The sequence below is a fragment of the Billgrantia zhangzhouensis genome (assembly GCF_021404465.1).
Taxonomy (GTDB): Bacteria; Pseudomonadota; Gammaproteobacteria; order Pseudomonadales; family Halomonadaceae; genus Halomonas; species Halomonas zhangzhouensis.
This window is the reverse complement of the sequence record NZ_JABFTT010000022.1, coordinates 13,206-37,014: the sequence shown is the minus strand read 5'-3', so window position 1 is coordinate 37,014 and position 23,809 is coordinate 13,206. Positions and strand designations below refer to the sequence as shown.

The following is a 23,809-nucleotide window of genomic DNA, read 5'->3' as shown; positions in this document are numbered from 1 at the left end:
TCAGTCGGAAGGCTCGTCCAGGCTCTCCAGGTAGCGGACGATGGCGCGGCGCGAGCGCTCGTCGAGCCCCCATAGCACCATGCGGTTGCCGGGCAGGAAGCCGGAGGGATCGGCGAGAAAGGCATCGAGGGTGGGGGCGTCCCAGGTCAGTTCGGCCCCGGCCAGGGCGGGGGAGTAGTCGAAGTCGTCCAGGCTGCCCGCCGGGCGCCCCAGCAGTGCATGCAAGCTGGGACCGCCCAGATGCACGCCGGGCTCGACACTGTGACAACCCACGCATTGGGAACGGAACAGCCGCTCGCCAGCACGCAGCTCGCCATCATCGGCCTGGGCAAACGTCCCGCCCAGGCAGGCGAGCCAAAGCACGCCTCCGGCTCCCACCGAGGCGGCGAGGCTCGCTCGTGGGTGGGGTCGCTGGCCGTGCGGCCCCCTGGCCCTTCTCTCGTCGGGAAGTAGCGACCGGCAGCCCGCCGCCCCTTGTCCTGATCGCACAGCGTCCGCCATCCTGGTCGCTCCCCGTCAGAAGCAGCGCAGGTTGGCGTCGGCCTGGGCCTGTTGCAGGGCGCGAATCTGGTCCTGCATGCCGCGCTCGGTACGGAACAGCACGCCAAGCTCACCGCGCTGGTCCTGCATGCCAAGCACCGTTTCGACCTGCTCGTACTGCTCGTAGGGCAGGTGTTCGGCGATCACATCGATACTACAGGCACACTTGCGCATCGTGAGTTGATGATTGCCATTGGCGGCCATGCAGCCCAGCACATAGTCGACCCGGGCCTCGGTGGGGTAGTCGTTGGCGCCGGCGGCCCAGGCGAAGGGCAGGCACAGCGCGACCAGAGCGGTCTGGCGTGGAAGTGTCCGAAGAAAGGACATTGTTATTGTCTCCGGATTTTTTTATGGATTGTCGTGCTTCAGAGTATGGCACCGGGCGGCGTCGTTTGGCCACCTAGCGGTCGTCCTTCACTTCGTAATCGCCTTCCAGCAACGCGGAGTCGCGTGAGGGGCGGCCTTCCTGGCGATGCGAGCCGCCGACATCGGTTGCCTGCTCGGCGCGCATGCGCTCCATGCGCTTCTTCATGCGGTAGCGCATGATCGGCAGCAGCGCCCAGCCAAGCAGCAGGAGGAACAGCCCGAGCACGGTGCCGACGATCAGCAGCAGGCCGAACAGCAGCCAGGTGAACATCAGTTTCAGCCCGCCGAGGGGGCCGCCGCCGGGTCGGTTCATGCGGCTGCGCCACTGCTGCGCCGCCTGCCAGGCGGCGTTGTTGCGGTAAGCGTTGCGCGGGTCGTTGGGGTCGAACATCGCTTTCTCCAGGAGGGGCTCCGACAGGGATGATGGTGTATTGGAGGCCGGGCGCGCGGAATCGTTCCCGTGAGCGCCGGCTCCGTGGACCCGCTCACAGGCGCCACAGCGCCGCGGTGAGTATGCCGGCGGCGATGGCCGGCAGTGGCTTGCGCAGCACCAGCATGGTACCCAGGGTGGCCAGCAGGGCGAGTCGGGCACCCCAATCGCCTTGGATGGCCATGGGTGTGATTACCGCCACCAGCACCGAGCCCGCCATGGCGTTGATGAAGCGCTCTACCCTGGGCCCGATGGGCACCCGCGACATCACGAATACGCCGCCAGCGCGGGTCAGATAGGTGACCAGCGCCATGATCACGATTGCGGCCAGCGCCCCCATGGCCGTGGATGGCAGGCTCATGCGGTCGCCTCCTGTGACGGGCTGGCCGGCAGCAGCAGGCCGACCAGCCCACCGGCCAGGGCGCCGACGATCACGTGGGAGTGTGGCGGCAGCCAGGCCATGGCGGCCAGGGCGGCCAAGGCGGCCGCACCCCACGGCACCAGCATCGAAAGGTCGCGGCGGCCACCCACCAGCATGGCCAGCAGGAAGCAGCCCATGATCACGTCGAGGCCAAAGCGCTCGGGCTCGGTGATGCCGCTGCCGAAGATCACCCCGAGCAGCGTGCCCAGGAGCCAAGTCAGCCACAGGGCGATGCCGCCGCCCACCAGCATGCCGACGTTGGTTTCGCCGCGCTGACGGTCGGCGACGGCCATGGCCCAGTTGGAGTCGCTCATCAGCACCAGGCTGCCATAGCGCTGCCCCGGGGGCAGGTGAGCCAACCACGGCTGGATGGCGGCGCCCATCAGCAGGTGGCGAGCGTTGATGGCGAAGGTGGTGGCGATCAGCGGCAGCAGCGGAATCTCGGGGCCCCACAGCTCCAGGGCGGCGAACTGCGAGGCGCCGGCGAACACCAGCGCGCTCATCAGCAGGGCTTCGAAGCCCGACAGCCCCCGCGCCAGCGCGGCCACGCCGAAGGCCAGGCCGAAGATCACTACGAACAGCGATAGTGGCGCCATACGGCGGATACCGGTGAGAACGCCGGTAACATCGAGCTTGGCGCCTGGGGTGGTCTGGCTCATGCGCGCCACGCCTCGGCGACGATTTCGTAGCTGCGCAGGCGGTCCTCATGTGCATAGAGATCGCTGTTGAGCATCAGCTCATCGGCGTCGGTCTGCTCAAGGAAGCGCTCGAGTCCGTCGCGCACGGTATCCGGCCCGCCGATTACCGCCGCGCCCAGGAACTGCTCCACCTGAACACGCTCCATCGGCGTCCAGTCGAGGGTCTCGACCGGTGGCAGCGAGCGGGTGCGGCGGCCACGCACCATGCCGAGGAATTTCTGGCGGGTGGTGGAGGCGAGGAACTCGGCGCGCTCGTCGCTCTCGGCGGCAATTACCGGCAGTCCGACCATGGCATAGGGGCGCTCGAGCAGCGCCGAGGGGCGGAAGTTGTCGCGGTAGAGACGCAGGGCCTCGTGCAGGTAGCCCGGGGCGAACTGGGCGGCGAAGGCGAACGGCAGCCCCTCACGGGCGGCGAGCTGGGCACTGTAGCCGCTGGAGCCGAGCAGCCACAGCGGCACCTTGGTGCCCTGTCCGGGCACGGCGCGTACGCGCTGGCCGGGTCGCTCGTCATCGAGGAAGCCCTGCAACTCGGCGAGCAGCTCGGGGAAGTTCTCGGCTCCGGCGTAAGGATCCCGACGCAGCGCGGCCATGGTGGCGGCGTCGGAGCCGGGGGCACGGCCCAGTCCCAGATCGATGCGGCCTGGGTAAAGGGTTTCCAGGGTACCGAACTGCTCGGCGATCACCAGCGGCGGGTGGTTGGGCAGCATGATGCCGCCGCTGCCCACGCGAATACGCGAGGTGGCGCCGGCAATGTGGCCGATCAGCACCGCGGTGGCGGCACTGGCGATGCCGTCGAGGCTATGGTGCTCGGCCAGCCAGTAGCGGGTGAAGCCGAGGCGCTCGGTCAGTTGGGCCAACGCCACGCTTTCGGCGAAGCTGTCGGCGATGGTGCCGCCATCGCGGATCGGCGCCAGGTCGAGAACGGAGAGAGGTGTCCGGGAGAGTCGGGACATGAGCACACTCGTCAGAGAAATGTTAGCCTGCTTGGTATCTCCCCTAGAATCCACCCGTCGGCGTCTCGATGCAATGGCTTGTTGCCTTTTCGGGGTCAGTCAGTGGTTGTGTTCCGCTGGGATCATGCTGCTAGCATGAGAGGCGTCCAGGGACGGAACGAGGAATTTTGTATGGCCAATCATGGAGGGCAGCGGGTCTTTACCGTGTCGGCCCTGATTATCCTGATGCTGGTGGCGGCCGGTGCCGGTTTTCCAGAGGCATTCGGCAATGCCGCCGATGCTGCGCTTGCCAGCGTTACCCGACTGTTCGGTTGGTTCTATCTCATTTCGGTGTTCGGTTTCGTCATCTTTCTGCTGGTGCTGGCCTTCAGCAAGTACGGCAAGATCCGCCTGGGGCCCCAGGACAGTACGCCGAGTTTCAGCTTCTTCTCCTGGGTCAGCATGCTGCTGGCGGCGGGCTTCGGCGTGGGCTTGGTGTTCTACGGCATGGCCGAGCCGATGCTGCACTACATCGAGCCGCCCTATGGCGACGTGCCCGCCGAGACTACCGCGGCGGCGCGATATGCCATCCAGTACAGCTATTTCAACTGGGGCGTCCACCAGTGGGCGGCCTTTTCGGTGGTTGGCTTGATCATCGCCTATTTTCAGTTCCGCAAGGGGCAGGCCGGGCTGGTCTCCTCGGTGCTCTCCTCGATCACCGCCAAGTACCCCGCCATGCGCCCCTATGCGCCCACCCTGGACGTCTTCGCGGTAGTGGCCACGGTAATGGGCGTGGCCACCTCGCTGGGGCTGGGCGTACTGCAGCTCAACGGCGGCTTCAACGCCGTGTTCGGCCTGCCCGAGAGCGTGCTGTGGCAGTTCGTCATTCTGTTCGTGATGTTCCTGGCCTACATGGCGTCGACCTGGTCGGGGCTGGACAAGGGCATCCGCCGGCTCTCCAACCTCAACATGATCCTGTGCATCGGTCTGATGCTCTACGTGCTGGTCACCGGGCCCACGGTAATGATCCTCGAGACCATCACCCTGGGTATTGGCGATTACCTGCAGAACTTCCTTGGCATGAGCCTGCGCATCTCGCCCTTCACTGACAACACCTGGGCGTCCAACTGGACGATCTTTTACTGGGCCTGGGTAATTGCCTGGTCGCCGTTCGTTGGTACCTTCGTGGCCCGGGTATCGCGCGGGCGCACTATCAAGGAGTACGTATTTGGTGTGCTGGTCGTGCCGCCGTTGCTGGCCTGCCTGTGGATCGGCGTGTTCGGCGGCGCCGCCCTGCACATGGAGCTGAGCGGCGACGTCGGGCTGGCGGCGGCCACCGAGGCCAATATCACCGTGGCGCTGTTCGAGATGTTCGAGCGTATGCCCTTCACCGGAGTGCTGTCGGTGATTGCGATGCTGTTGATCTTCATCTTCCTGGTGACCTCGGCCGACTCCGCTTCCTACATCGTGGCGCAGATGACCGACAATGGCTCGATCAATCCGCCGCTGTTCAAGCGGGTGATCTGGGGTGTGCTGATCGCTGCGATCTGCTTCACCTTGATTGCCGCCGGTGGCTTGACCGGGCTGCAGTCGGCCGCAGTGCTTTCGGCGTTGCCCTTCACCTTCATTCTCTACGGCATGATCGTGGTATTGATTCGCGAGCTGCGCGCCGACCGCCAGGCCATGCTTACCCAGCTCTACCGCCGCCACGGCGAGACCCCGGTAGGGGCGGATGCCTTCGAAGCCGAGGCGTTGGGCGAGCAAGAGCGATTGCGCCGAGCGCCCAGTGTGATCAATCGACGCATCAATCGGCGCGAGGGCGGGTAGACTCGTCCATGGCAGACTCTTGTGTCTGGCCATGCGCCGCCGACACAGCGATTGCCGGTAGCCAGACACGAGCGCAGGCCGTAAGCTCGGGAGAACAACGGGGAACCGGATTCCTGCCATGTCTCTCAACGCCTCACGCCGCCGTGCGCATTCGCGCGGCGCTACTCGTCGACGGCAGCCTAGTCGTCGAAGCCAGGGCAGCTTCGATCGCTGGCTGGACCGTGCTGTCGACATTGCCGTGGTGATGGCCCTGATTGTGGGGGGCGTTGCCTTGCTCCTGCATTTATTGCTCTAGTGACGGGACGAGATGCGTTCGCTGTGGGTACTGCTCCTGTTGGTCGCTAGCGCTGCCGCGGCCTGGTGGCTCTTCGAGGACCGTATTCCTCGCCAATGGCATCCCTGGCAGCCGCTGCACGTCGAGGACCCCCTCACGCCGGTGACCAAGTGGAAGTTGCACCGTCTGGCCGACGATCGCGAGGCATGCCTGGAGGCTCTTGGCACCGCGTCGGAGGGAGCGCTGCGGATGACGCCGTTGAATGACCACGAGCCGGCGCCCGGCTGCCCGCTCGAGAACGTGGTGCGGGTGCATCGCAGCGAAGTCGAGTTCAACGGTAGTTTCGTAGCGCGTTGTCCGCTGGCGCTGGCTTGGGTCATGTATGAACGGCAGCGTCTGCAGCCGGCTGCCGAGGCCCTCTTCGGCATGCGCGTGGCGCAAGTCGAACATTATGGTAGCTTTGCCTGTCGCAATGTCTATGGCCGCGAGGAGGGGCGACTCAGTGAGCATGCCACGGCCGAGGCGCTTGATGTGGCAGCCTTCCGCCTGACCGATGGTCGTCGCATTACCCTGCTTGAGCATTGGGGCAGCGAGGATGCGCGGGGTGCCTTTCTGCGAGCGGCACGCGATGGCGCTTGCGACCTGTTCGGCAACGTGCTTGGTCCCAAGTACAACCATGCTCATGCCGATCACTTCCACTTCGGCATGCGTGGCTTCCGCCTGTGTCGCTGACGTCGGCGGGCTCGCGCGGCGTCGCCGGCCCCCGTACACTCAAATCATCCGATTGCCGAGTCACGAGGCTTATGCTGGGATTTCTGCAGGGATTTGCCTATGGGCTGTTTGTTACCTGCCTGCCATGGTGCCTGGTTGGGCTGGCCAACCCGCGGCTGGCGGTGCCCACCGAGAACCCCAACCGTTTCCAGGTGCTGTTCCGCTACTGCCTGCTGGTGCCCTTCATCAGCATGGTGCTGTGGCTGACTTCGCTATGGGGCGGCTTCGGCCCCAGCTTAGGCGGCTGGCTGGCTGGGCTGGTCGCCGTCGGTGTTGCGCTGCCGGTGGAGCGCGGCTGGCGTCGTTGGCGTGCGCGGCGGCAGCAGCGCCGGCTGCAGGAGCGGCTTGCCGCCGAAGCCGAGCGTCGTCGCGCCGAACGCGAGCGTACCGCGCGGGAATCCGGCGTGGCCGAGCTGGATCCGGCCCAGCCGCCGGTGGGGGCCGACGAGCTGGTGCTGTCGCTATGCCGGGCCAAGCAGCAGCTGCTTGAGGTCAAGCGAGTCGACCTGGCTGGCCAAGTCGACCGCTTCTATACCCGTTATACGCATGTCATGGAGCTGCTGTCGGCGCGTTTCGATCGCAACGAGCTGGCTTTCGAGCGTTCTCGCGGCCTGATCACCGAGGTCTGTCTCGGCGCGGTGGACACCTTCTCCTCCATGGCAGCCCAGTCGCGTGGCGTGATAGGGCTGGACGGCGACTACGTGCGCAGACGCCTGGAGCAGGAAGGTAACCGGCTCTCCGTCGAGGAACGCATCGCGCTCAAGCGCCGCTTGGAGTTGATTGAAGAGACTGAGCGCCGATTGCGGCGCCTGGTGGCGCGCAACGAGTCGGCGCTGACACTGCTCGACGACACCGCGGTGGCGCTGGCACGGGTCGAGACGGGGCGCCCGCAGGCGGCGCTGGCCACCGACCGGGCGTTGGAGGAACTGCGCCGTTTCATCGACGGTGCTGAGCGCTATAGCCGCTAGCGAGCGGTGCTAGCAAGGCGACACAAGGTGAGTCGCTGCGGGCGCTGCTGCTAGTGTTTAGGTAGGTCTGAAGGGGAATCGCTTATGAACCAGTCGTCCGAACGTGGCTCGCCGCTTTCGTTGCCGCCGGTGGAGCAGATCGCCGACGAGCTCGAGGAGATCGCTCCCGAAGCGAGCGGCGAGGACGTGGAAATCGATGACCCCGAGCTCGAGCAGATGGCTTCCGCTTTCGTCGACGAGGTGTTGGCTAGCGAAGGCGCCGCGCTCGAGCGTCAGCGCCGAGCAGTGGACGAGATGGGACTCGAGCTGCAGCAGCAGGCGGCGCATCACAGTGAGATGCTGCAGGCACCGTTGCGCAAGCTGGCCCATCAGGGCGATGAGGGCGGCCCGGTGGCCAAGGCCCTGATCGATCTGCGTGGCCATATGCAGGCACTCGACCCGCACCAGCACCGCTTGGCATCGGGCCCATTCGACCGCCTGCTGTCGCGCATTCCCGGTGCCGGCAGCCGCGTGCAGCGCTATTTCCGCAAGTTCGAGAATGCCCAGCAGGCGTTGGATGCGATCATTGCCGACTTGGAAGCGGGGCGCGACATGCTGCGGCGTGACAACATCACCCTCAGCGACGATCAGGAGAGCCTGCGCCAGCTGCTGGGGCGGCTGCAGCGCCAGATCGACCTGGGGCGACTGATCGATCGTCGCTTGGTACAGGCACTGGAACGGCTCGGTGCGGAGCACTCGCAGCGTGCCTTCATCGAGGAGGAACTGCTGTTCCCGTTGCGACAGCGCATCGTCGATCTACAGCAGCAGCAGGCGGTCAGCCAGCAGGGCGTGCTGGCGTTGGAAGTGATCATCCGTAACAACCGCGAGTTGATTCGCGGCGTCGACCGTGCCATCCACGTCACTGTTTCGGCGCTGACGGTAGCCGTGGCCGTAGCGCTGGCGCTGGCCAACCAGCGGCTGGTCCTGGATCGTGTGGAATCGCTCAATACCACCACCTCGAAGATGATCGCCGGTACGGCCAAGGCGCTGCGTCAGCAAGGCGTGGAGATCCAGACCCGGGCCGCTTCGGCCCAGCTCGACATGCAGGCATTGGAGCAGGCCTTCGACGATGTACTCGGTGCCATCGACGATCTGTCACGCTACCGCCAGGAGGCGCTGCCCAAGCTCGATGCGCAGATCGACCGCCTGGCGCAGCTGGCGCATCAGGGGGGCGCGGCGGTCGACAGGCTGCAGCGAGGCAGTGACATCCAGGCGCCAGCAGCCGAAGAGGGCCAGGATGCGGCGGCAGAGCGTGAGCGTAAGGGCGGCTCCGCCTAGGGGCTAGGGCGAGCCGCCCGGCGAGCGAGGCTGCTGGGTGTCGTCGGGATCGTTGATGTCCTGCGGCGGCTCACGGTGTTGGGCATCGCGCAGGGCCTTGCGCAGCAGTTCCCAGGCGTCGTCGAGCCCTTGCTGTAGCGTATCCCAGGCCGCTTCGCTGGCATATTGCAGCTCCTCGAGCCGGCGCCATGTCTCATCCCGGCGGCGCCGGAGCCGCTCGATGTCGTCCTGGTAGCGGACCTGAGCTTCGTCACTGGCCGTGCGGGCGCGTTCTGCCAGTGCCTCGATTTCGGCATTCCATTCGTCGAGCTGGGTCTTCATGCGCTCGATGAACTCGTCGCGTCTGGTCATGCGGCTCCTCCACCTCTGGCTGGGTTTACTCCTATCGATTCTCCCGCTGGCAAGCCAGTTCCCACTTACCCGTTTCCATTTCCGCGCTTCAGGTCTGCGAGGCTACCTGGTCACGGCCCTGACGCTTGGCGCGGTAGAGCTGTCTGTCGGCCTGCGCCAACAGCTCCTCGCAGCCGGCCGGGTTCTTGGCGGGCACACTGCTGGCCACGCCGAGGCTGGCGGTAACCCGACCCTCGCGGGCCGAGTGGGCGTGGGGAATGTCCAGGGCGCGGATCTCCTGGTGGACCCTCTCAGCCACTCGTAAGGCGCCCTCCAGGTCGGTATCGGGCAGCACGCAGACGAACTCCTCGCCGCCGTAGCGAGCCACCAGGTCGGAGACTCGGTGGACCACCCGGGAGAGAGCCTCGGCAATGGCTCTCAGCGTATCGTCGCCAGCGAGATGACCATAGTGATCGTTGAACTCCTTGAAGTGGTCGATATCGATGAAAATGATCGAGATGGCGTAGCCGTTGCGGTGGGCACGCTGCCACTCCCGCTCGAGGAAGGCGTCGAAATGGCGGCGATTGGCGATACCGGTCAGACCATCCATGGTGGAGATTTGATGGAGCCGGTCGCGCTGGTCGAGACCCTGTTGGAACGCCTGGAGCAGTTGATCGACGCTCTCCACCAAGTGTCCCAGTTCGTCGTTGTCATGGCCTCCCATGGCCGGCTTCGGCCAGCGGCCGGGCTGGCGTGGGTTGGTCTCGACGATCGCAGCGTGCACCTTCAGCAGGGGGCGGGTTACGAACCAGTGGAACACCAGCGCCAGCAGGGCTGCAATGGCCAGCGCCTTGGCGACACCCAGCGTGAAGATCAGCAGGCTGCGGTCAGTGAAGTCGCGAGTCAGGCGGTCGAGCGCCAGGGTCAGCTCGAGTTCGCCTACCGGCTGCGGTGGGTTGCCGGAGCCTGCCTGGTAGAGCAGCGTCTGCCGGTAATGAAGGATATCGTCGAACAGGGCGCTGGCTGCCCAACTGGTGGTGGCTGTCTGGTTGCGTTGACGTGTGGCCATGATGCGATCGAAGTCATCGCTGATGGCGACGCTTGCGACTCGGCCGCTGTTGAACAGGCCATCGACGACCTGGGGCGCTAGTTCGGTGTTGAGCTGGAAGGCGGCTTCGGCGGCGGTGCCGTGAACCAGGTCGAGACGGTACTGGGTGTCGCGCACGATTTCCAGGCGCATGGCGCGGGCGTCGAGCGCCAATCCGATGGTGCCGGCGGTGATGCTGAGCAGCAGCGCGATGGCAAGCGTAAGACCGGCCTGCTTGGCAGTCAGGCTGCGTCTGCGGGGTTGGCGATCCATGCCAGGAGGATGCTTCACTAGGGTGCCTCCGCTTCGGCGAGTGCGCGGTCGAGAGCCGCTTGCAGGCGAGTGACGAACTGGTCCGGTACCGAGGGGTGGCAGGCCAGGTAGAGATCGACTTCGTTGAAAGCAAAGAGTCGTTGCAACGACAGGCCGGCCTCCTCGGCGAGGAGCCAGGCGGTCTCCTCGCCGGTGACCCAGGCATCGATCAGTCCGGCGCGCAGGCGTCCAATGTTCTCGCGTTCGGCGCTGGCCACGACGATGGGTACGCCTTGGCTGGCAGCGTAGTGGCCAACGGCATCCTCGCGGAAGCTGCCCACCCGCAGCTCCTGCAAGTCCTCCAGAGAATCGGCATCGATGTCGGCATCTGCCAGGGCGAAGGCGGCCCAGGTACTGGAAATCAGCGGGCCGATCCAGGTGAACAGCGCCTCACGCTCCGGTGTGCGGGTGGTCGAGTAGACGCAGTGGCGTTCGCGCAGTTGGGCTTCGGTATAGGCGCGTGCCCAGGGCAGCAGGCGAAAATCGGCATCGAGTTCGGCGGCTTCGAGTGCGGCGCGCAGGAGTTCGGTGGAGGTGCCCGTGATCCTGCCGTTTCCGTCCTCATAGTTGTAGGGCGGATATTCCTCGGTGTTGAAGGCGATGGTGCCGCCGAGGATTACGCTCAGCACCCCATCTTCACGCAGGCGGTTCAGCGCCTCCTGCATTTTCGCCACCAGCGTGGGGTCGGTGCGGGGGTTCAGGGCATAGTAGAGGTCGGATTCGCTGATTGTCAGGGCGGGGACGTAGTCGGTAGTCGGCAGGTTCTCTTCGTTCATCAACCAGAAGGCGACATCCTCGCTGTAGGTCCACAGGTCGACCCTGCCGCGTTCCAGCATACGCAGTGCGCTGACGTTGGAGATCGCGGCATGCACCTGGCTGTCCGGCACCCCGGCTTCCTGTAGCCGCTGGGCGCCGATATCTTCGCGAATTACGGCAATGCGATAGCCTCCGGCGATTACGTCCGCGATGTCGTCCAAGCGTATGTCGCTGTCGCGGCGGGCGATCAGCGTGACCCTGTCGGTGGCAATGGGGCCCACCCATTGGAACAGCGGTTCGCGCTGCTCGGTACGGGTGGTGGAGAATAGCACCGTACCCGGTTCGGAGAGCGCCGTGTCATAGCCACGTGCCCAAGGGTAGTAGAGTATGTCCTTGCGGGAGCGCGCAGTATCGGTTACGCGGAATATGCGTTCGAGAAGCTCGACTGAAATGCCTTCGAGCCGGTCGTCCTGCCGGTAGTTGTAGGGAGGGTACTCTTCGGTGATGAAGGTCAGCCCTTCCAGGCCTGCGACCGCCGGGAGCGACAGCAGAGCCAACATCGACATTAGCCATTTCTTCATTCGGCCAGCACCCTGCTTGCTTGTTCTTTTGATTGTGCTGCGCTGGATCGATCACGCTTCCAGCCACCTGCGCACCTGGTGCCGGCGAAAACGGCCTTGGGGAGGGCGTAAAGCCAATTAACCAGGGTAACCGCGATAATGCCCCGGGCTGCGTGAGAAGTGAAGAACTCTGCTCCTCACGCAAGAGGCCGGCCCGACAGGTTCGAGCCGGCCGGCAGCAGTGCTACTCCTCGGGTTCGAGCCGATAGAGGGTGCCGCTCTCGTCACCGATGAGGACGTAGAGGTAGCCATCTGGCCCCTGACGAACCTCACGCACCGGACCTTGTGTTTCGTCGAGCAGTTCTTCCATGTCGGTAATATCGCCTCCGTTTACCTCGAAGCGATAGAGCTGCTCGCTCTCCAGTCCGCCGACGATCAGGTTACCTTGCCAATCGGGGTAATGCTCGCCATTGACCACCGCCAGGCCTGACGGCGAGACGTCCTCGGGAAAGCGATAAGCAGGTTGGATGACTTCCTCTTCGGTAAACAGGTCGCTGCTGGCGGCCTCCTCGAGGAGGTCCGAACCTTCCTCCACCGGGCTGCCATGCCTCTCGCCGCGCTCCACCAGGACCAATGCGCCCCTGCCGTTGTCGTGGGCTTCGACGGCCCAGACGTTGTTGCGTGTCTCATCCACTGCCAGGCCAAGTACGTGGCGGTGCCCCCAGGAGTAGAGTTCGGGCAGATAGCCGGCGTCTTCCAGCAGGGGGTTGTTCTCCGGCGCCAGGCCCTGCGGGTCGAGGCGCAGGATGGAGCCGGCATGGTCCTGGGTATCCTGGGCGCGATCGGGGGAGTTGCGATCGCCGACGGACATCAGCAAGGTGTCGTCGCCCATCCAGGCCAGGCGTGAGCCGGCATTGGGGCCTGGCTCGGAACGCCGATTCTGCTCAAACAGTTCCTCCACGTCCACTAGGCGGTCTCCGGCCAAGCGCCCGCGGGCCAGGGCCGTTGCGGTGGAGTCCTCGTCACCGCTCGAGTAAGTGAAGTAGAGCCAGCCGGTATCGGGATACTCGGGCGAAGCGGCGATGTCGAGCAGGCCGCCCTGCTCCTCGACGTGAATGCCGGGCAAACCTGCGACCTCCTGGCGTTCGCCGTTGTAGAAGGTCTGGATTTGCCCCGTACGCTCACTGATCACGAATAGCCCGCCGGGCAGTACGGCCATGCCCCAAGGGCTTTCGAGATCCTCCGCTACCGGGATCAGGCTAAGTTCTTGGTGCGCGATACTCAGCGACATCTCCTCCGCATGTGCCGTCGTGGCGAGTGCTGCCAGCACCAGGGGGAATCCCATCAAGCGTTCCATTGCTTGCCTCCGGTTTCGAAATGTCGCTCTCAGTGTAGTGAAAGCAGCCATGGCGTCATGTTCGCCCCGATAAGCTGTTAGGCTAGGCGTTTCCACCAGGGGCAGGGAAAGGAGGGCAGGCACAGATGAGCGCGATACCGGCCGTTGGCGGTACGTCACCCCGGCAGCGGGCGTCGAAGCGGGAGATCTTTGGCTGGGCGATGTTCGATTTCGCCAACCAGGCCTATACGCTGCTGATCATCACCGTGGTCTTCGGCGAACTGTTCACCACCGTGATCGTCGGCGATCGTGACGACGGCTTCCGCCTGGCCAACCTGCTGTGGAGCCTGGCCCTGGCCGTCAGCTATCTCATGGTAGTGATCACCGGCCCGCTGTGTGGCGCAGTGATGGACTACCGGGCCGCCAAGAAGCGCTTTCTGTTCGCCAGCTACGTCGTTACGGTGGTGGCCACGGCGTTGCTCTATTTCGTCGCCCCTGGTTATGTCTTGCTCGGGCTGTTGCTGATCGTAGTTTCCAATTACGCCTATTCCATGGGTGAGTCCTTCATCGCGGCCTTTTTGCCCGGTCTCGGTCCTCCCCAGGACCTCGGCAAGATCTCCGGTTTCGGCTGGGCGTTAGGCTATGTGGGAGGCTTGTTCGCCGCCGGGTTCACCCTGGTGGTGCTGGGCGAGGCCACGGCCGAGAATTTCGAGCGCATTCGCTGGGTGGGGCCCTTCGCGGCAGCCTTCTTCCTGGTCACCGCGATTCCCACCTTCGTGTGGCTCAAGGAGCGCGGCGACCCACAGCCGCATGCCAAAACCTATCGCGAGATCGCTTGGGAGCGTGTCTCCACCACCCTGCACGAGCTGCGGCACTTCCGCGACCTGGGCATCTTCCTGGTGTCGCTGCTGTTCTCCATGGCCGGGGTCTACATCATCATCGCCTTCGCTTTCATCTACGGTGCCCAGGTGATCGGCTGGGACGAAGCGGTGCGCAACGTCATGTTCATCATCGTCCAGATCACTGCGGCAGCGGGCGCGCTTGGCTTCGGTTTCCTGCAGGATCGCATCGGCACCAAGTTCACTTATCAGTTGACTCTGATGCTGTGGGTGGCGGCGATACTCGCTATCTGGGCCACGCCGGAGGTCACCGCCTTCCTCAATGTCAGCTTGGGATTGGATTGGGAAGCGCAGCACCTGTTCCTGTTCGTGGGCTGCCTGGCGGGACTCTCGCTGGGCTCCAGCCAATCGGCCAGCCGCGCTCTGGTGGGGCTGTTTTCGCCCACGCGTAAGGCCGCTGAGTTCTTCGGTTTCTGGGGCCTGGCCAACAAACTGGCAGGCGTAGTCGGCATCATCGGGTTGGGGTTGCTGCAGTCGGTGGTTGGGTTGCAGGCCTCGATCCTGCTATGTGCCGTCCTGTTTATCGTCGCCATCGTGATCTGTCTGGCGGTTAACCAGCCCCGGGGAGAGCTGGCCGCCGCCGAGTGGGAGGCACGCAACGGTCAAGCCGCGGTGGGAGGCATCGAGCGATGAGCCTGGACCCCTTGCTGCTGGTGCTGGTAGCGGCAACCTTCGTCGCCGCCGGCCTGGTCAAGGGCGTGATCGGCATGGGCATGCCCACGGTCTCGCTGGCTCTGCTCGCGGCTACGGTGGGGCTACCGTCGGCCATGGCGCTGCTGTTGGTGCCGACTATCGTCACCAATGTGTGGCAGGCGCTGGTCGGCGGTTATTTGCGCCAGATCCTACGCCGGCTGTGGCCCTTCCTGCTGGCCTCGGTGGTGACTGTGTGGCTGGGGGTCAGCATCCTGGCCAGGGTCGACGTGCGCTGGCTATCCGGCCTGCTGGGTGTGCTGCTTGCCTTCTATGCCCTTTCGGGGCTGTTCAATCTCGGGCTCGGCAAGATGGTCAGCCGTGGCCGCCATGCAGCACCGGTCAATGGTGCGCTGACCGGCCTGCTCACCGGCATGACCGGCTCCTCGGTGTTTCCCGGCGTGGCCTATCTGCAGGCGCTCGGCCTGCCGCGGGACATGCTGATCCAGGCCATGGGCGTACTGTTTGTGGTGACCACCACGGCGCTGGGTCTCTCCATGGGCGAACAGCGCCTGCTCAGCGTGGAACTGGGACTCATGTCGCTGGGGGCGGTGGTGCCAGCCATCGTGGGCATGCAGCTCGGCCAGAAGTTGCGCCAGCGGCTTTCGGAGACCACCTTTCGGCGGGTCTTCCTCAGCGGCCTGCTGGCCATGGGTGTCTACCTGCTGGTGCGCTCCCTGGCGGGCTGACGCGTCAGGGAACGGGCGCCTCACTCAGCGAGGAAGTCGCGGATGGTGACCAACGGAAAATCCGTTCCCCAGGTCTCGCCGCTGACGGTAGTGTAGGCGTCCATTTCGAAGACCTGCTTTTCCACCAGCCCATCCCAGGCCACTGTCGAGGCGCAGGCGAGTGGCAAGAGCATGACCAGGACGATGCGGGCCAGGTGGCGGACGTTGCGGGAATGGCAGCGAGCCAACGTGGTCGAAGATTCGATGCTGTCATGCATGGGGCTATCCTTGTTCTTATCACGTCGTTGTCGAACGGCGATGGCACCCGGCGAGTGCCGTGGCATGCGCAGCCAAGGGATACTTGGCGCTCCTCAGTACAGACAGCGGATGCGCAGGTGTCAACGCGGCTGGCCGCGCTTTTCCAGGAGGTGGGTCGATGAGGCGAGAGGGCGGTTCGGTACGGCGTGCCGGAATGGGCATGATGCTGCTGTTCTGGGTGGCGTTCATCGGTTTTGGCAGTTGGTGGTTTCACGGTTTCCTAGAAGCCCAGCGCAACCCCAATGCGCACCTGGTCAATGCCGTGAGCGGAGTGGACGAACCGATCGTGCTCGAGCGCAACCGCTCGGGACACTTCGTCGCCACCGGACGCATCAACGGTGAGCCGATCGAGTTCCTGCTCGATACAGGCGCCACTTACGTGGCCGTACCCCTTGCATTCGCTGAGCGACTGGGGTTGGAGCGTGCAGGCTCGGCCTGGTTCAACACCGCTAACGGGCGCGTGCGTGGTGACCTAACCTGGCTCGACGAGGTCAGCCTGGGAGGTTTCTCCGCCACCGAGGTGCGCGGTTCCATCAGCCCGGGGCTCGAAGGCGAGGTGGCACTGCTGGGCATGAGCTTCCTTAACCGGTTCGACATCGAGATCCGCGATTCCCGTATGGTGCTGCGCCCGGCGGGACAGCCGTGAGGAGGAGTTCCGAGGAGCGGTATGGCGAAATTGTGGCGAGGCAGGAAAGCCGAAGTCCCCCACCAGATACCTGGGCCGGGATGGCTGGACGTGGTCTGGCGAGTCAAGCAGCAGGCTGCCGATGACCGCGTCAACATGCTGGCGGCAGGTATCGCCTTCTACGCGCTGCTGTCGCTGTTCCCCGCCATTGGCGCGGTCATCTCACTATGGGCGCTGGTCTTCGATCCCGCGGAGATCACTGCCCAGATCGGCGAACTCAGTCGCTTCATGCCACCCGGCGGTGCACGCTTGATCAACGAGCAGGCCCAGGAGGTTAGCGAGAACACCGACACCGGCCTCAGTCTGACGGCCCTGGTCGGCTTGGTGGTGGCGATGTTCGTGGCTTCGAAGGGGGTACGCGGGCTGCTGGTGGGGCTCAATGTGGTCTATGGTGAGGAAGAGCAGCGTGGTCTGCTGCATCGCATGCTGGTGGTGGCGGCGCTAACCATTGGGTTGATCACGATGTCGCTGGCAGCCACTGTGTTCGTGGCGATCTATCCTCTGGTCGTCGGCTGGCTCCTCCTGGATGGTCCGCTCGTCACCTTGATCACCTGGCTGCGCTGGCCGGCCCTACTACTGATGATGATGTTCGTGATTGCCGCGCTCTATCGCTTCGGGCCCTACCGGTGTGCGCCGCGCTGGGAATGGGTCAGCGTGGGTACCGTGGTGGCGACGCTACTCTGGCTGGTTGGCTCGGGCGGGCTATCGCTCTACGTGAGCCAGTTCGCCAACATGGATGAACTGTACGGCTCGCTGGGTGCCGTGGTGGTACTGATGCTGTGGTTCTGGCTCTCCTCGTTCGTCGTATTGCTCGGCGCCGAGATCAACGCTGAAATGGAGCGACAGACCCGCTGCGACACCACGGTCGGCGAGCCTCGCCCCATGGGCGAGCGAGGCGCCTATGCGGCGGATACGCTGGGACCGAAACGTCCCTGGCAACGCAACGAACGATAGCAGGGAGGAGTAGCATGAGCCTGACTCACCAGCTCGGCATCGAATTTCCCATCCTTCAGGCGCCGATGGCCGGCGTCCAGGGCGGCGACCTAGCCGTGGCTGTGTGTGAGGCGGGCGGTCTGGGTGCTCTGCCCTGCGCAATGCTTTCGCCCGAGGCCATGGTGGATGAACTCCAGCGCATTCGTGCCGCCACCGCGAAGCCGCTCAACGTCAACTTTTTCTGCCATGTTCCGCCGGCGCCCGATGAAGTACGCCTGCAGCGCTGGCACCAGGCACTGGCGCCCTACTACGCCGAATACGGTCTTGATATCGACAGTATAGCGGCGGGGGCCGGGCGGCGTCCCTTTGACCATAAAGCCTGCGATGCCCTCGCGGCGTTTCGTCCTGAGGTGGTCAGCTTTCATTTCGGCCTGCCGGAGCCGGCGTTGGTCGAGCGGGTCAAGGCATGGGGGGCCGTGGTGCTGTCGTCCGCCACCACGGTCGAAGAAGCTTGCTGGCTCGAGGCGCACGGCGTCGATGTGGTAATCGCCCAGGGCGCTGAAGCAGGCGGCCACCGTGGCATGTTCCTCAGCGAGGACGTGACCACCCAACTGGGCACCTTTGCCCTGCTGCCGCAGGTGGTGGAGGCCGTGTCGGTGCCGGTGGTCGCCGCTGGCGGCATCGCCGATTCCCGTGGTGTCGCCGCAGCCCTTGCCCTGGGTGCCTCTGCCGTCCAGGTCGGCACCGCCTTTCTCTGCTGCCCCGAGGCCATGACCTCGACGCTTCATCGTCAGGCCCTGTTGAGTGAGGCGGCACGCCACACGGCGTTGACCAACCTCTACACGGGGCGGCCCGCTCGCGGTATCCTCACCAGGCTGATGCGCGAACTCGGTCCGCTCAGCGACGTGGCGCCGGCCTTCCCCCTGGCCACCTCCGCCATAGCGCCGCTGCGCAGTGCCGCCGAGTCGGCAGGGAGTACCGATTTCTCGCCGCTGTGGGCCGGTCAGAATGCCAGCGCCTGCCGTGAGATACCGGCGGCCGACGTGGTGCGCGCACTCACCGCAGGTCTACGCTGAGTAGCGAGACTGGCAGTGCCTCACGGGGCTGATATCATGGATGCATGAACAGTATCCTGCGTCCTGTCTCGGCGACCGCTTCGCTCGGCGATCCCTTCTACTACCTGGCGAACTTCCGCTTCGTGCTTGGCTGGGTGCGCGAGCATCACGCCGAGCTGCTTACCGCGCAGGAGCAGGGCTTTCTCATCACATTCGAGGCCTTGCCGCAGGCGGCTCAGGCCCTGCTGGTGCGCATGGTGATGCGCAAGGGCGAGCACTTTCGCACCGGCAAGCTCGCTTACGCCGAGATCGGCGACGTCGATAGGGCGCTTGCGTCCCTCGCCTCAGCGGGCTGGGTCGAGACGGACCCGGCGATATCACTCGCCGAGCTGTTTCGCCTGCTGCGCCTGGCCGAGCTGCGTCAGGCGCTGGCAAGCGAGATGGCCGATGCCGGGCTCTCGTCCAGGGCGAGCAAGACGGTACTGTGGGAGACGCTACAGCCACATTTGAGCCAGGTGCAGCGGCTGACCGAATGGTGGCCCGCCGCCGGCGAGATGCTGGGCGGCGAGCGCATCGTGCGCTTGAGCGTGATGCCCTGGTGCGACCGGCTGCGGCTGATGTTCTTCGGCAACCTGCGCCAGGACTGGGCCGAGTTCGTGCTCACCGAGCTTGGCCTGCAGCGCTTCGAGCACGTCGAGCTGACACCCGGCTCACGAGCCTTCCATTGCCGTGAGGAGGTGGACGTTTACCTGACGCTGCACGAGCTGCGTGAACGGCTGGAGCAGGGGGAGTCGCCCGAGACGCTGATGACCGAGATGCCGACTGTGCCGGCTGAGAATACCTGGCTGGCGCAGCGGCATGCCAGGCTGACGTTCCGGCTGGGCCAGGCCGCCGAGCGTGGTGGGCAGGAAACATTGGCCCTGCGGCTCTATGCCGAGAGCGGCGACGGCCCGGCCGGCCAGGTAGAGGCGCGCATTCGCCGCCTGCGACTGCTGGAGCGGCTGGGCGAGCATCACCAGGCTCACGCCCTGGCCAGCCGAGCATGGGCATCGGCTGTTGGCGAGCAGGAGAGCCAGGCGCTGGCACGCTTGCTGCCCAGGCTCTGTCGTCGGCTGGGGCTGGCGTCACCACGCCGCGAGGTCGAGCCATCCCCCCCACGACTGGACCTGTGCCTGCCTCGACCCGGTGAGACGACGTCAGGCGTCGAGCAGGCCGTGGCCGAGCACCTGAGCCGTCCCGGAGCGCCGGTCTATTACGTCGAAAATACGCTGCTGACCGGCCTGTTCGGCCTGCTGTGTTGGCCGGCACTGTTCGCGCCGCTGCCCGGGGCTTTTTTTCATCCCTTCCATAGCGGGCCGGCGGATCTCTATCGCGACGATTTCGTCGCGCGCCGCCGCGAGCGGTTCGAGCGCTGTCTGGCCCGCCTCGACGAGGGCGCCCATGGCGAGGCGATATGGCGGGTCTGGCGCGAAAAACATGGCGTGGCATCGCCCTTCGTGTTCTGGGAAGGGCTCGACGAGACGTTGCTCGAACAGGCGCTGACCTGCATTCCCGCCACGCATCTGCGTGCTTGCTTCGAACGCCTGCTGAGCGACCTCAAGGCCAACCGAGCCGGATTGCCCGACCTGATCCAGTTCCTGCCCGGCGGCGCCGAGCCTCGCTATCGACTGATCGAGGTGAAAGGGCCCGGCGACAGGTTGCAGGACAACCAGCGCCGTTGGCTGGCGTTCTTCCGGGCTCAGGGGATCGATGCCTTGGTCTGTCATGTGACCTGGCAGTAGGACGCGGCGCCATGAGTGATGCCATGCATCGTGCCGAAGCGCCGCTCTACCGGGTGGCCGTGCGGGCGCTGTGCGACTTCACCGCCCGTGAGGGCGACCTCGACCACCGCTTCACGCCTTCGCCCAGCGCCCGCGAAGGCATCGCCGGCCATGCGCTGGTGACGGGGCGTCGCGGCAAGAGCTACGAGCGCGAGATTGCCTTGAGCGGCCGCTATCGCGGTCTCGTGGTTAGCGGCCGAGCCGACGGCTTCGACCCGGAGAGCAACCGCCTCGAGGAGATCAAGACCCATCGCGGCGACCTGTCGCGCATGGCGCACAATCAGCGCGCCCTGCACTGGGCCCAGGTCAAGGTCTACGGGGCGCTGCTGTGCGCCGAGCGTGGGCTCGAGTCGCTGACCCTGGCGCTGGTCTATCTGGATATCGCCAGCGAGCGTGAGACGCTGCTGACCGAGGAGGCCAGTGCCAGCGAGCTCAGCGCCTTTTTCGAGGCCCAGTGCGAGCGATTCCTGAGCTGGGCCGGGCAGGAGGCGGAGCACCGCCAGGCGCGCGACACCGCCCTGGCTGGCCTGGACTTTCCCCACGATGCCTTTCGCCCGGGGCAGCGGGAACTGGCCGAGAGCGTCTACAAGGCGGCTGCCACCGGGCGCTGCCTGCTGGCGCAGGCGCCGACCGGCATCGGCAAGACCATGGCCACGCTGTTCCCGACGCTCAAGGCGATGCCGCGACAAGGCATCGACCGGCTTGCCTTCCTGACCATGAAGACGCCGGGCAGGCGTCTGGCGCTGGACGCCCTGGCCCGGCTGGGCGCCGCCAGTGCGGACAGTCAAGAGACCCAACCGCGCCTGCCGCTTCGGGTGCTGGAACTGGTGGCACGCAGCAAGGCCTGTGAGCATCCCGACAAGGCGTGCCATGGTGATGCCTGCCCGCTGGCTGCGGGCTTCTACGACCGCTTGCCGGCCGCCCGCCAGGCCGCGGTAGCGTGCGGCTGGCTCGACCGCGAGGCGCTGCGCGAGGTGGCGCTCGAACACCGAGTCTGCCCTTACTACCTCGGCCAGGAGATGGCGCGCTGGAGCGATGTCTGTGTGGGCGACGTCAACCACTACTTTGACGCCTCGGCGCTGCTGCATGGGTTGGCCCAGGCCAACGGCTGGCGCCTGGCGCTGCTGGTGGACGAGGCTCACAATCTGGTGGAGCGAGCGCGCAAGATGTACAGCGCCGAACTGGATCAGTGCGCACTCAGTCGCCTGCATCGTCAGGCGCCGGCGCCGCTGGTCAAGCCGCTCGGCCGGCTGGTGCGCCAGTGGCAGGCTCTGGTGCGAGAGCAGGGGGGAACCGACGAGGGCCGGCCGGGCCAGCCCGCTTACCGGGTGCTGAAGGAGTTCCCGGGGAGATTTCTCGGTGCGCTGCAGCAGGCGGCGGCAGCCATCACCGACTATCTGGCCGAGCACCCGGGTGGGGCCGACCCGGTCCTGCAGGAGCGGCTGTTCGAGGCTTTGGCATTCATGCGCCTGGCCGAATCTTTCGGCGATCACTCGCTATGCGATCTCACCCGGTATGGCCGTGGTCGGTCGCTGCTCGGCCTGCGCAACTTGGTGCCGGCGGACTTCCTGGCGGTGCGCTTCACCCAGGCACACAGTGCGGTGCTGTTCTCGGCGACCCTGAGCCCGCCGGGCTATCACCGCGACCTGCTGGGGCTGCCTGGCGATTGCGTCTGGCGATCGATCGCTTCGCCCTTTCACGCCGACCAGCTCGAAGTGCGCATCAACAGAGACATCTCGACACGCCTGCGCGACCGCCAGGTCTCGCTCGATCCCATCGTGGCAGAACTCGTGGGGCAATATCGTTCGCGTCCCGGCCTCTACCTCGCTTTCTTCAGCAGCTTCGCCTATCTGGAATCGGTAACGCAGCGGCTGGCGCAGCGGCATCCCGAGCTGCCGCACTGGAGCCAGACCCGCGGCATGAGCGAGGCCGAGCGAGATGCTTTCCTGGCGCGCTTCCGGGCCGGGGGGCAGGGCATCGGCTTTGCGGTGTTGGGCGGGGCTTTCGGCGAGGGCATCGACCTGCCCGGGGAGCGACTGATCGGCGCTTTCATCGCGACGCTGGGACTGCCTCCGTTCGATGCCTTCAACGAAGCGCTGAAGGCCAGGCTGGAAGCTCGCTTCGGCTGTGGCGATGCCTATGCCTATCGCATACCCGGGCTGATCAAGGTGATCCAGGCCGCCGGTAGGGTGATCCGGGGGCCGCAGGATCGCGGCACGCTGGTGCTGATGGACGATCGCTTCCAGCAGCGCGAGGTGCGCAAGCTGTTACCCGAATGGTGGCAAATGGCATGAAGCGCGCTACCTTGATTCACATAACGCTACAGTTTCGGATTGTTACTCATGACGCTGCGTGCTAGTTCTTGAATCAGCACACACTGCTGGACAAGGAGATGTCGAATGGGAATCGAAGTGGGCGGCCTGTTGGGCCTGATCTGGCTGATCATTCTGGTGTGGGCTATCGTCAAGGTGGCCAAGAGTCCTGCCGGACCGATCGCCAAGCTGTTGTGGATCATCGTGTTGCTGCTGTTCCCGCTGGTGGGGCTGATCATCTGGCTATTGATGGGGCCAAAGGGTTAGGCCAAAGACTGGCGTGCCATACTCCGCGGCGGCCGGCGTTCAGGGATTGTCGCGAGGCTCGCCGCGGTCGCATTTCACGCACTTCAGCATCAGGCCGAGGCGCGAGCGGCGCCCGGCCTCCGTCGTGACCCAGGGGCGCTCTATCCAAGGCGGCTGGTGGCGGATGTGCTGATTGTGGCCGCACTCGAGTTCGGCGACCCAGTGATCCTCATCGTCCTTGTGATAACCCACGATGGCTTGGCGCATGGACACTCCTGCGTAGACGCGGTGGATTCAGCAACTCATGCTTCCGCCGCTGCGCAGCCGACCGAAATTGCTGAGTACCAGTTGGGCGCCATGGCCCTGGTGTCCGCATATGCGGAAGGTGCCGTTGTGGCCCGCTGGCCTTCCCAGGGCGCTGTAACGTACCGGCTTGCCATCCTGGCGATAGCTGACGCTGACTCTGCGGCCGGCTTCGATGACTCTCAGCAGGGCTCCTTCGGCGAAATCGGTGCCCGTCAGCGGGCCAAGTACGATGGCCAGCGGAGCGCTCCAGTCGTCCATGTCGCAGCGCCGACGGTCGGGACTAGGGCAGACGATAACCACGCTGCGCCGTGTGATGGCCGTGTTGCGACCCAGAGAGAGTGCGACCCGCAGTCGATGCGCTTCGGCGGCCACATCCTGGCGGGCACTCATTGCCTGCAGGCCCGGCACGGCCCAGCCTACCAGCACGACACCCAACGCGATGACGACCAGTAGCTCGATGAGGGTAAGGCCACGTTGGCGTGAAGCATTGCCGGTCAGGGCATGAGCGGCGTCCATGGAACTCTCCCGGAGTGGTGCCTCGTGATCATGAAGCACACACTCTAGTCGAGCCTGGAGTGGCGTCTATCAGCCATTGCCGATAAAGCTTGTAGGCGATTGCCGTCACGCCAAGAGGTTTTATTCCTCGGGATGCTGTTCCTGGAGGAAACGATCGCGATGGGCGCTGCTGCAGAACCATTCGCCCTGTTCGCGCAGGGCGTCGGCTTCCGGTACGTGCACCTTGCACCAGGCGCAGCGTACCATCTGGCCGCCCTCTTGCTGCGACTCGCTGTCCAGTGCTTCCTCACGGTCGAGCTTCCATTGGCGGTACATGCGATAGAGCTGGAGGCCGGCAAAGAACAGCACGGCGAAGATGATCAGGCGAATGAGCAATAGGTTCATCCTTATCCTTCTCCCAGATGGGGGCTAGCGGCTTTGCCAGCCGGGGGCCCTT

26 protein-coding genes are annotated in these 23,809 nt (G+C 65.3%); 12 read left to right on the top strand and 14 right to left on the bottom strand.

All coding sequences use genetic code 11. The features are described from left to right. The 6 genes from HOP51_RS20560 to HOP51_RS20535 form a co-directional block, all read right to left on the bottom strand. Positions 1–363, bottom strand: coding sequence for a c-type cytochrome (locus HOP51_RS20560; RefSeq protein ID WP_234275733.1), 363 nt, complete (start codon positions 361–363; stop codon positions 1–3). Between the two features lie 153 nt (positions 364–516). After that, a complete protein-coding gene (locus tag HOP51_RS20555; protein WP_234275732.1) occupies positions 517–867 on the bottom strand; it encodes a hypothetical protein in 351 nt (116 codons plus the stop codon). A gap of 73 nt (positions 868–940) precedes the next feature. After that, complete coding sequence (locus tag HOP51_RS20550) at positions 941–1,297, bottom strand: hypothetical protein (RefSeq protein WP_234275731.1); 357 nt, start codon at positions 1,295–1,297, stop codon at positions 941–943. Between the two features lie 94 nt (positions 1,298–1,391). Next, positions 1,392–1,697, bottom strand: a complete 306-nt coding sequence (locus tag HOP51_RS20545; RefSeq protein ID WP_234275730.1) for an AzlD family protein — start codon at positions 1,695–1,697, stop codon at positions 1,392–1,394. Beyond that, positions 1,694–2,416 (bottom strand): AzlC family ABC transporter permease, encoded by a 723-nt coding sequence (locus HOP51_RS20540; RefSeq protein WP_234275729.1) that lies wholly within the window; start codon positions 2,414–2,416, stop codon positions 1,694–1,696. Before HOP51_RS20540 ends, HOP51_RS20545 begins: the two co-directional genes overlap by 4 nt. Next, positions 2,413–3,408, bottom strand: a complete 996-nt coding sequence (locus tag HOP51_RS20535) for an LLM class flavin-dependent oxidoreductase (RefSeq protein ID WP_234275728.1) — start codon at positions 3,406–3,408, stop codon at positions 2,413–2,415. The genes HOP51_RS20540 and HOP51_RS20535 overlap by 4 nt, the downstream gene beginning before the upstream one ends. Before the next feature lie 171 nt (positions 3,409–3,579). Between HOP51_RS20535 and HOP51_RS20530 the strand changes: the two genes are divergently transcribed. The 4 genes from HOP51_RS20530 to HOP51_RS20515 all read left to right on the top strand — a co-directional run bounded on the left by HOP51_RS20530 (position 3,580) and on the right by HOP51_RS20515 (position 8,544). Next, complete coding sequence (locus HOP51_RS20530) at positions 3,580–5,214, top strand: BCCT family transporter (protein ID WP_234275727.1); 1,635 nt, start codon at positions 3,580–3,582, stop codon at positions 5,212–5,214. Between the two features lie 307 nt (positions 5,215–5,521). After that, entirely contained in the window at positions 5,522–6,220 is a 699-nt protein-coding gene (locus tag HOP51_RS20525; protein ID WP_234275726.1) for an extensin-like domain-containing protein, read from the top strand. Positions 6,221–6,291: 71 nt separating this feature from the next. Further along, on the top strand, positions 6,292–7,227 hold the full coding sequence (locus HOP51_RS20520) for a cobyrinic acid a,c-diamide synthase (RefSeq protein WP_234275725.1): 936 nt from the start codon (positions 6,292–6,294) through the stop codon (positions 7,225–7,227). An 84-nt stretch (positions 7,228–7,311) separates the two neighbouring features. After that, the gene (locus HOP51_RS20515) at positions 7,312–8,544 is read left to right on the top strand and encodes a toxic anion resistance protein (RefSeq protein ID WP_234275724.1); all 1,233 of its coding nucleotides are present in this window, start codon (positions 7,312–7,314) and stop codon (positions 8,542–8,544) included. Positions 8,545–8,547: 3 nt separating this feature from the next. Here HOP51_RS20515 and HOP51_RS20510 read toward each other — a convergent pair whose 3' ends face one another. The 4 genes from HOP51_RS20510 to HOP51_RS20495 form a co-directional block, all read right to left on the bottom strand. Continuing rightward, a complete protein-coding gene (locus HOP51_RS20510; RefSeq protein ID WP_234275723.1) occupies positions 8,548–8,895 on the bottom strand; it encodes a sll1863 family stress response protein in 348 nt (115 codons plus the stop codon). An 88-nt stretch (positions 8,896–8,983) separates the two neighbouring features. Beyond that, complete coding sequence (locus HOP51_RS20505) at positions 8,984–10,234, bottom strand: GGDEF domain-containing protein (protein ID WP_234275722.1); 1,251 nt, start codon at positions 10,232–10,234, stop codon at positions 8,984–8,986. A 17-nt stretch (positions 10,235–10,251) separates the two neighbouring features. Next, entirely contained in the window at positions 10,252–11,610 is a 1,359-nt protein-coding gene (locus HOP51_RS20500) for a substrate-binding periplasmic protein (RefSeq protein WP_234275721.1), read from the bottom strand. A gap of 223 nt (positions 11,611–11,833) precedes the next feature. After that, the gene (locus HOP51_RS20495) at positions 11,834–12,946 is read right to left on the bottom strand and encodes a PQQ-dependent sugar dehydrogenase (protein WP_234275720.1); all 1,113 of its coding nucleotides are present in this window, start codon (positions 12,944–12,946) and stop codon (positions 11,834–11,836) included. 125 nt (positions 12,947–13,071) lie between these two features. On the opposite strand from HOP51_RS20495, the gene HOP51_RS20490 reads away from it, so the two are divergent. Further along, a complete protein-coding gene (locus tag HOP51_RS20490; protein ID WP_234275719.1) occupies positions 13,072–14,457 on the top strand; it encodes an MFS transporter in 1,386 nt (461 codons plus the stop codon). Continuing rightward, positions 14,454–15,203 carry a sulfite exporter TauE/SafE family protein gene (locus tag HOP51_RS20485; RefSeq protein WP_234275718.1) on the top strand — a complete coding sequence of 250 codons (750 nt, stop codon included), beginning with the start codon at positions 14,454–14,456 and terminating at the stop codon, positions 15,201–15,203. The genes HOP51_RS20490 and HOP51_RS20485 overlap by 4 nt, the downstream gene beginning before the upstream one ends. Positions 15,204–15,223: 20 nt before the next feature. Here the strand turns inward: HOP51_RS20485 and HOP51_RS20480 are convergent, their stop codons facing one another. Further along, on the bottom strand, positions 15,224–15,460 hold the full coding sequence (locus HOP51_RS20480) for a hypothetical protein (protein WP_234275717.1): 237 nt from the start codon (positions 15,458–15,460) through the stop codon (positions 15,224–15,226). Positions 15,461–15,618: 158 nt separating this feature from the next. Between HOP51_RS20480 and HOP51_RS20475 the strand changes: the two genes are divergently transcribed. From HOP51_RS20475 to HOP51_RS20450, 6 genes are all read left to right on the top strand, one after another. Beyond that, positions 15,619–16,146, top strand: coding sequence for a retropepsin-like aspartic protease family protein (locus tag HOP51_RS20475; RefSeq protein WP_234275716.1), 528 nt, complete (start codon positions 15,619–15,621; stop codon positions 16,144–16,146). A 21-nt stretch (positions 16,147–16,167) separates the two neighbouring features. Then, complete coding sequence (locus HOP51_RS20470; RefSeq protein WP_234275715.1) at positions 16,168–17,139, top strand: YihY/virulence factor BrkB family protein; 972 nt, start codon at positions 16,168–16,170, stop codon at positions 17,137–17,139. A gap of 14 nt (positions 17,140–17,153) precedes the next feature. Beyond that, the gene (locus tag HOP51_RS20465) at positions 17,154–18,194 is read left to right on the top strand and encodes an NAD(P)H-dependent flavin oxidoreductase (RefSeq protein ID WP_234275714.1); all 1,041 of its coding nucleotides are present in this window, start codon (positions 17,154–17,156) and stop codon (positions 18,192–18,194) included. Positions 18,195–18,238: 44 nt separating this feature from the next. After that, positions 18,239–19,954: a VRR-NUC domain-containing protein gene (locus HOP51_RS20460; RefSeq protein WP_234275713.1), complete on the top strand. Its 1,716-nt coding sequence runs from the start codon at positions 18,239–18,241 to the stop codon at positions 19,952–19,954. A gap of 11 nt (positions 19,955–19,965) precedes the next feature. Beyond that, positions 19,966–22,287 (top strand): ATP-dependent DNA helicase, encoded by a 2,322-nt coding sequence (locus tag HOP51_RS20455; protein WP_234275712.1) that lies wholly within the window; start codon positions 19,966–19,968, stop codon positions 22,285–22,287. 105 nt (positions 22,288–22,392) lie between these two features. After that, positions 22,393–22,572 carry a PLDc N-terminal domain-containing protein gene (locus HOP51_RS20450; protein ID WP_010627671.1) on the top strand — a complete coding sequence of 60 codons (180 nt, stop codon included), beginning with the start codon at positions 22,393–22,395 and terminating at the stop codon, positions 22,570–22,572. 39 nt (positions 22,573–22,611) lie between these two features. On the opposite strand, the gene HOP51_RS20445 is transcribed toward HOP51_RS20450, so the two are convergent. The 3 genes from HOP51_RS20445 to HOP51_RS20435 form a co-directional block, all read right to left on the bottom strand. Then, on the bottom strand, positions 22,612–22,818 hold the full coding sequence (locus HOP51_RS20445) for a DUF3565 domain-containing protein (protein WP_234275711.1): 207 nt from the start codon (positions 22,816–22,818) through the stop codon (positions 22,612–22,614). 27 nt (positions 22,819–22,845) lie between these two features. Next, entirely contained in the window at positions 22,846–23,373 is a 528-nt protein-coding gene (locus HOP51_RS20440; protein ID WP_234275710.1) for a GspH/FimT family pseudopilin, read from the bottom strand. Between the two features lie 120 nt (positions 23,374–23,493). Then, positions 23,494–23,757 carry a PP0621 family protein gene (locus HOP51_RS20435; RefSeq protein ID WP_159554851.1) on the bottom strand — a complete coding sequence of 88 codons (264 nt, stop codon included), beginning with the start codon at positions 23,755–23,757 and terminating at the stop codon, positions 23,494–23,496. Positions 23,758–23,809: the final 52 nt, after the last annotated feature.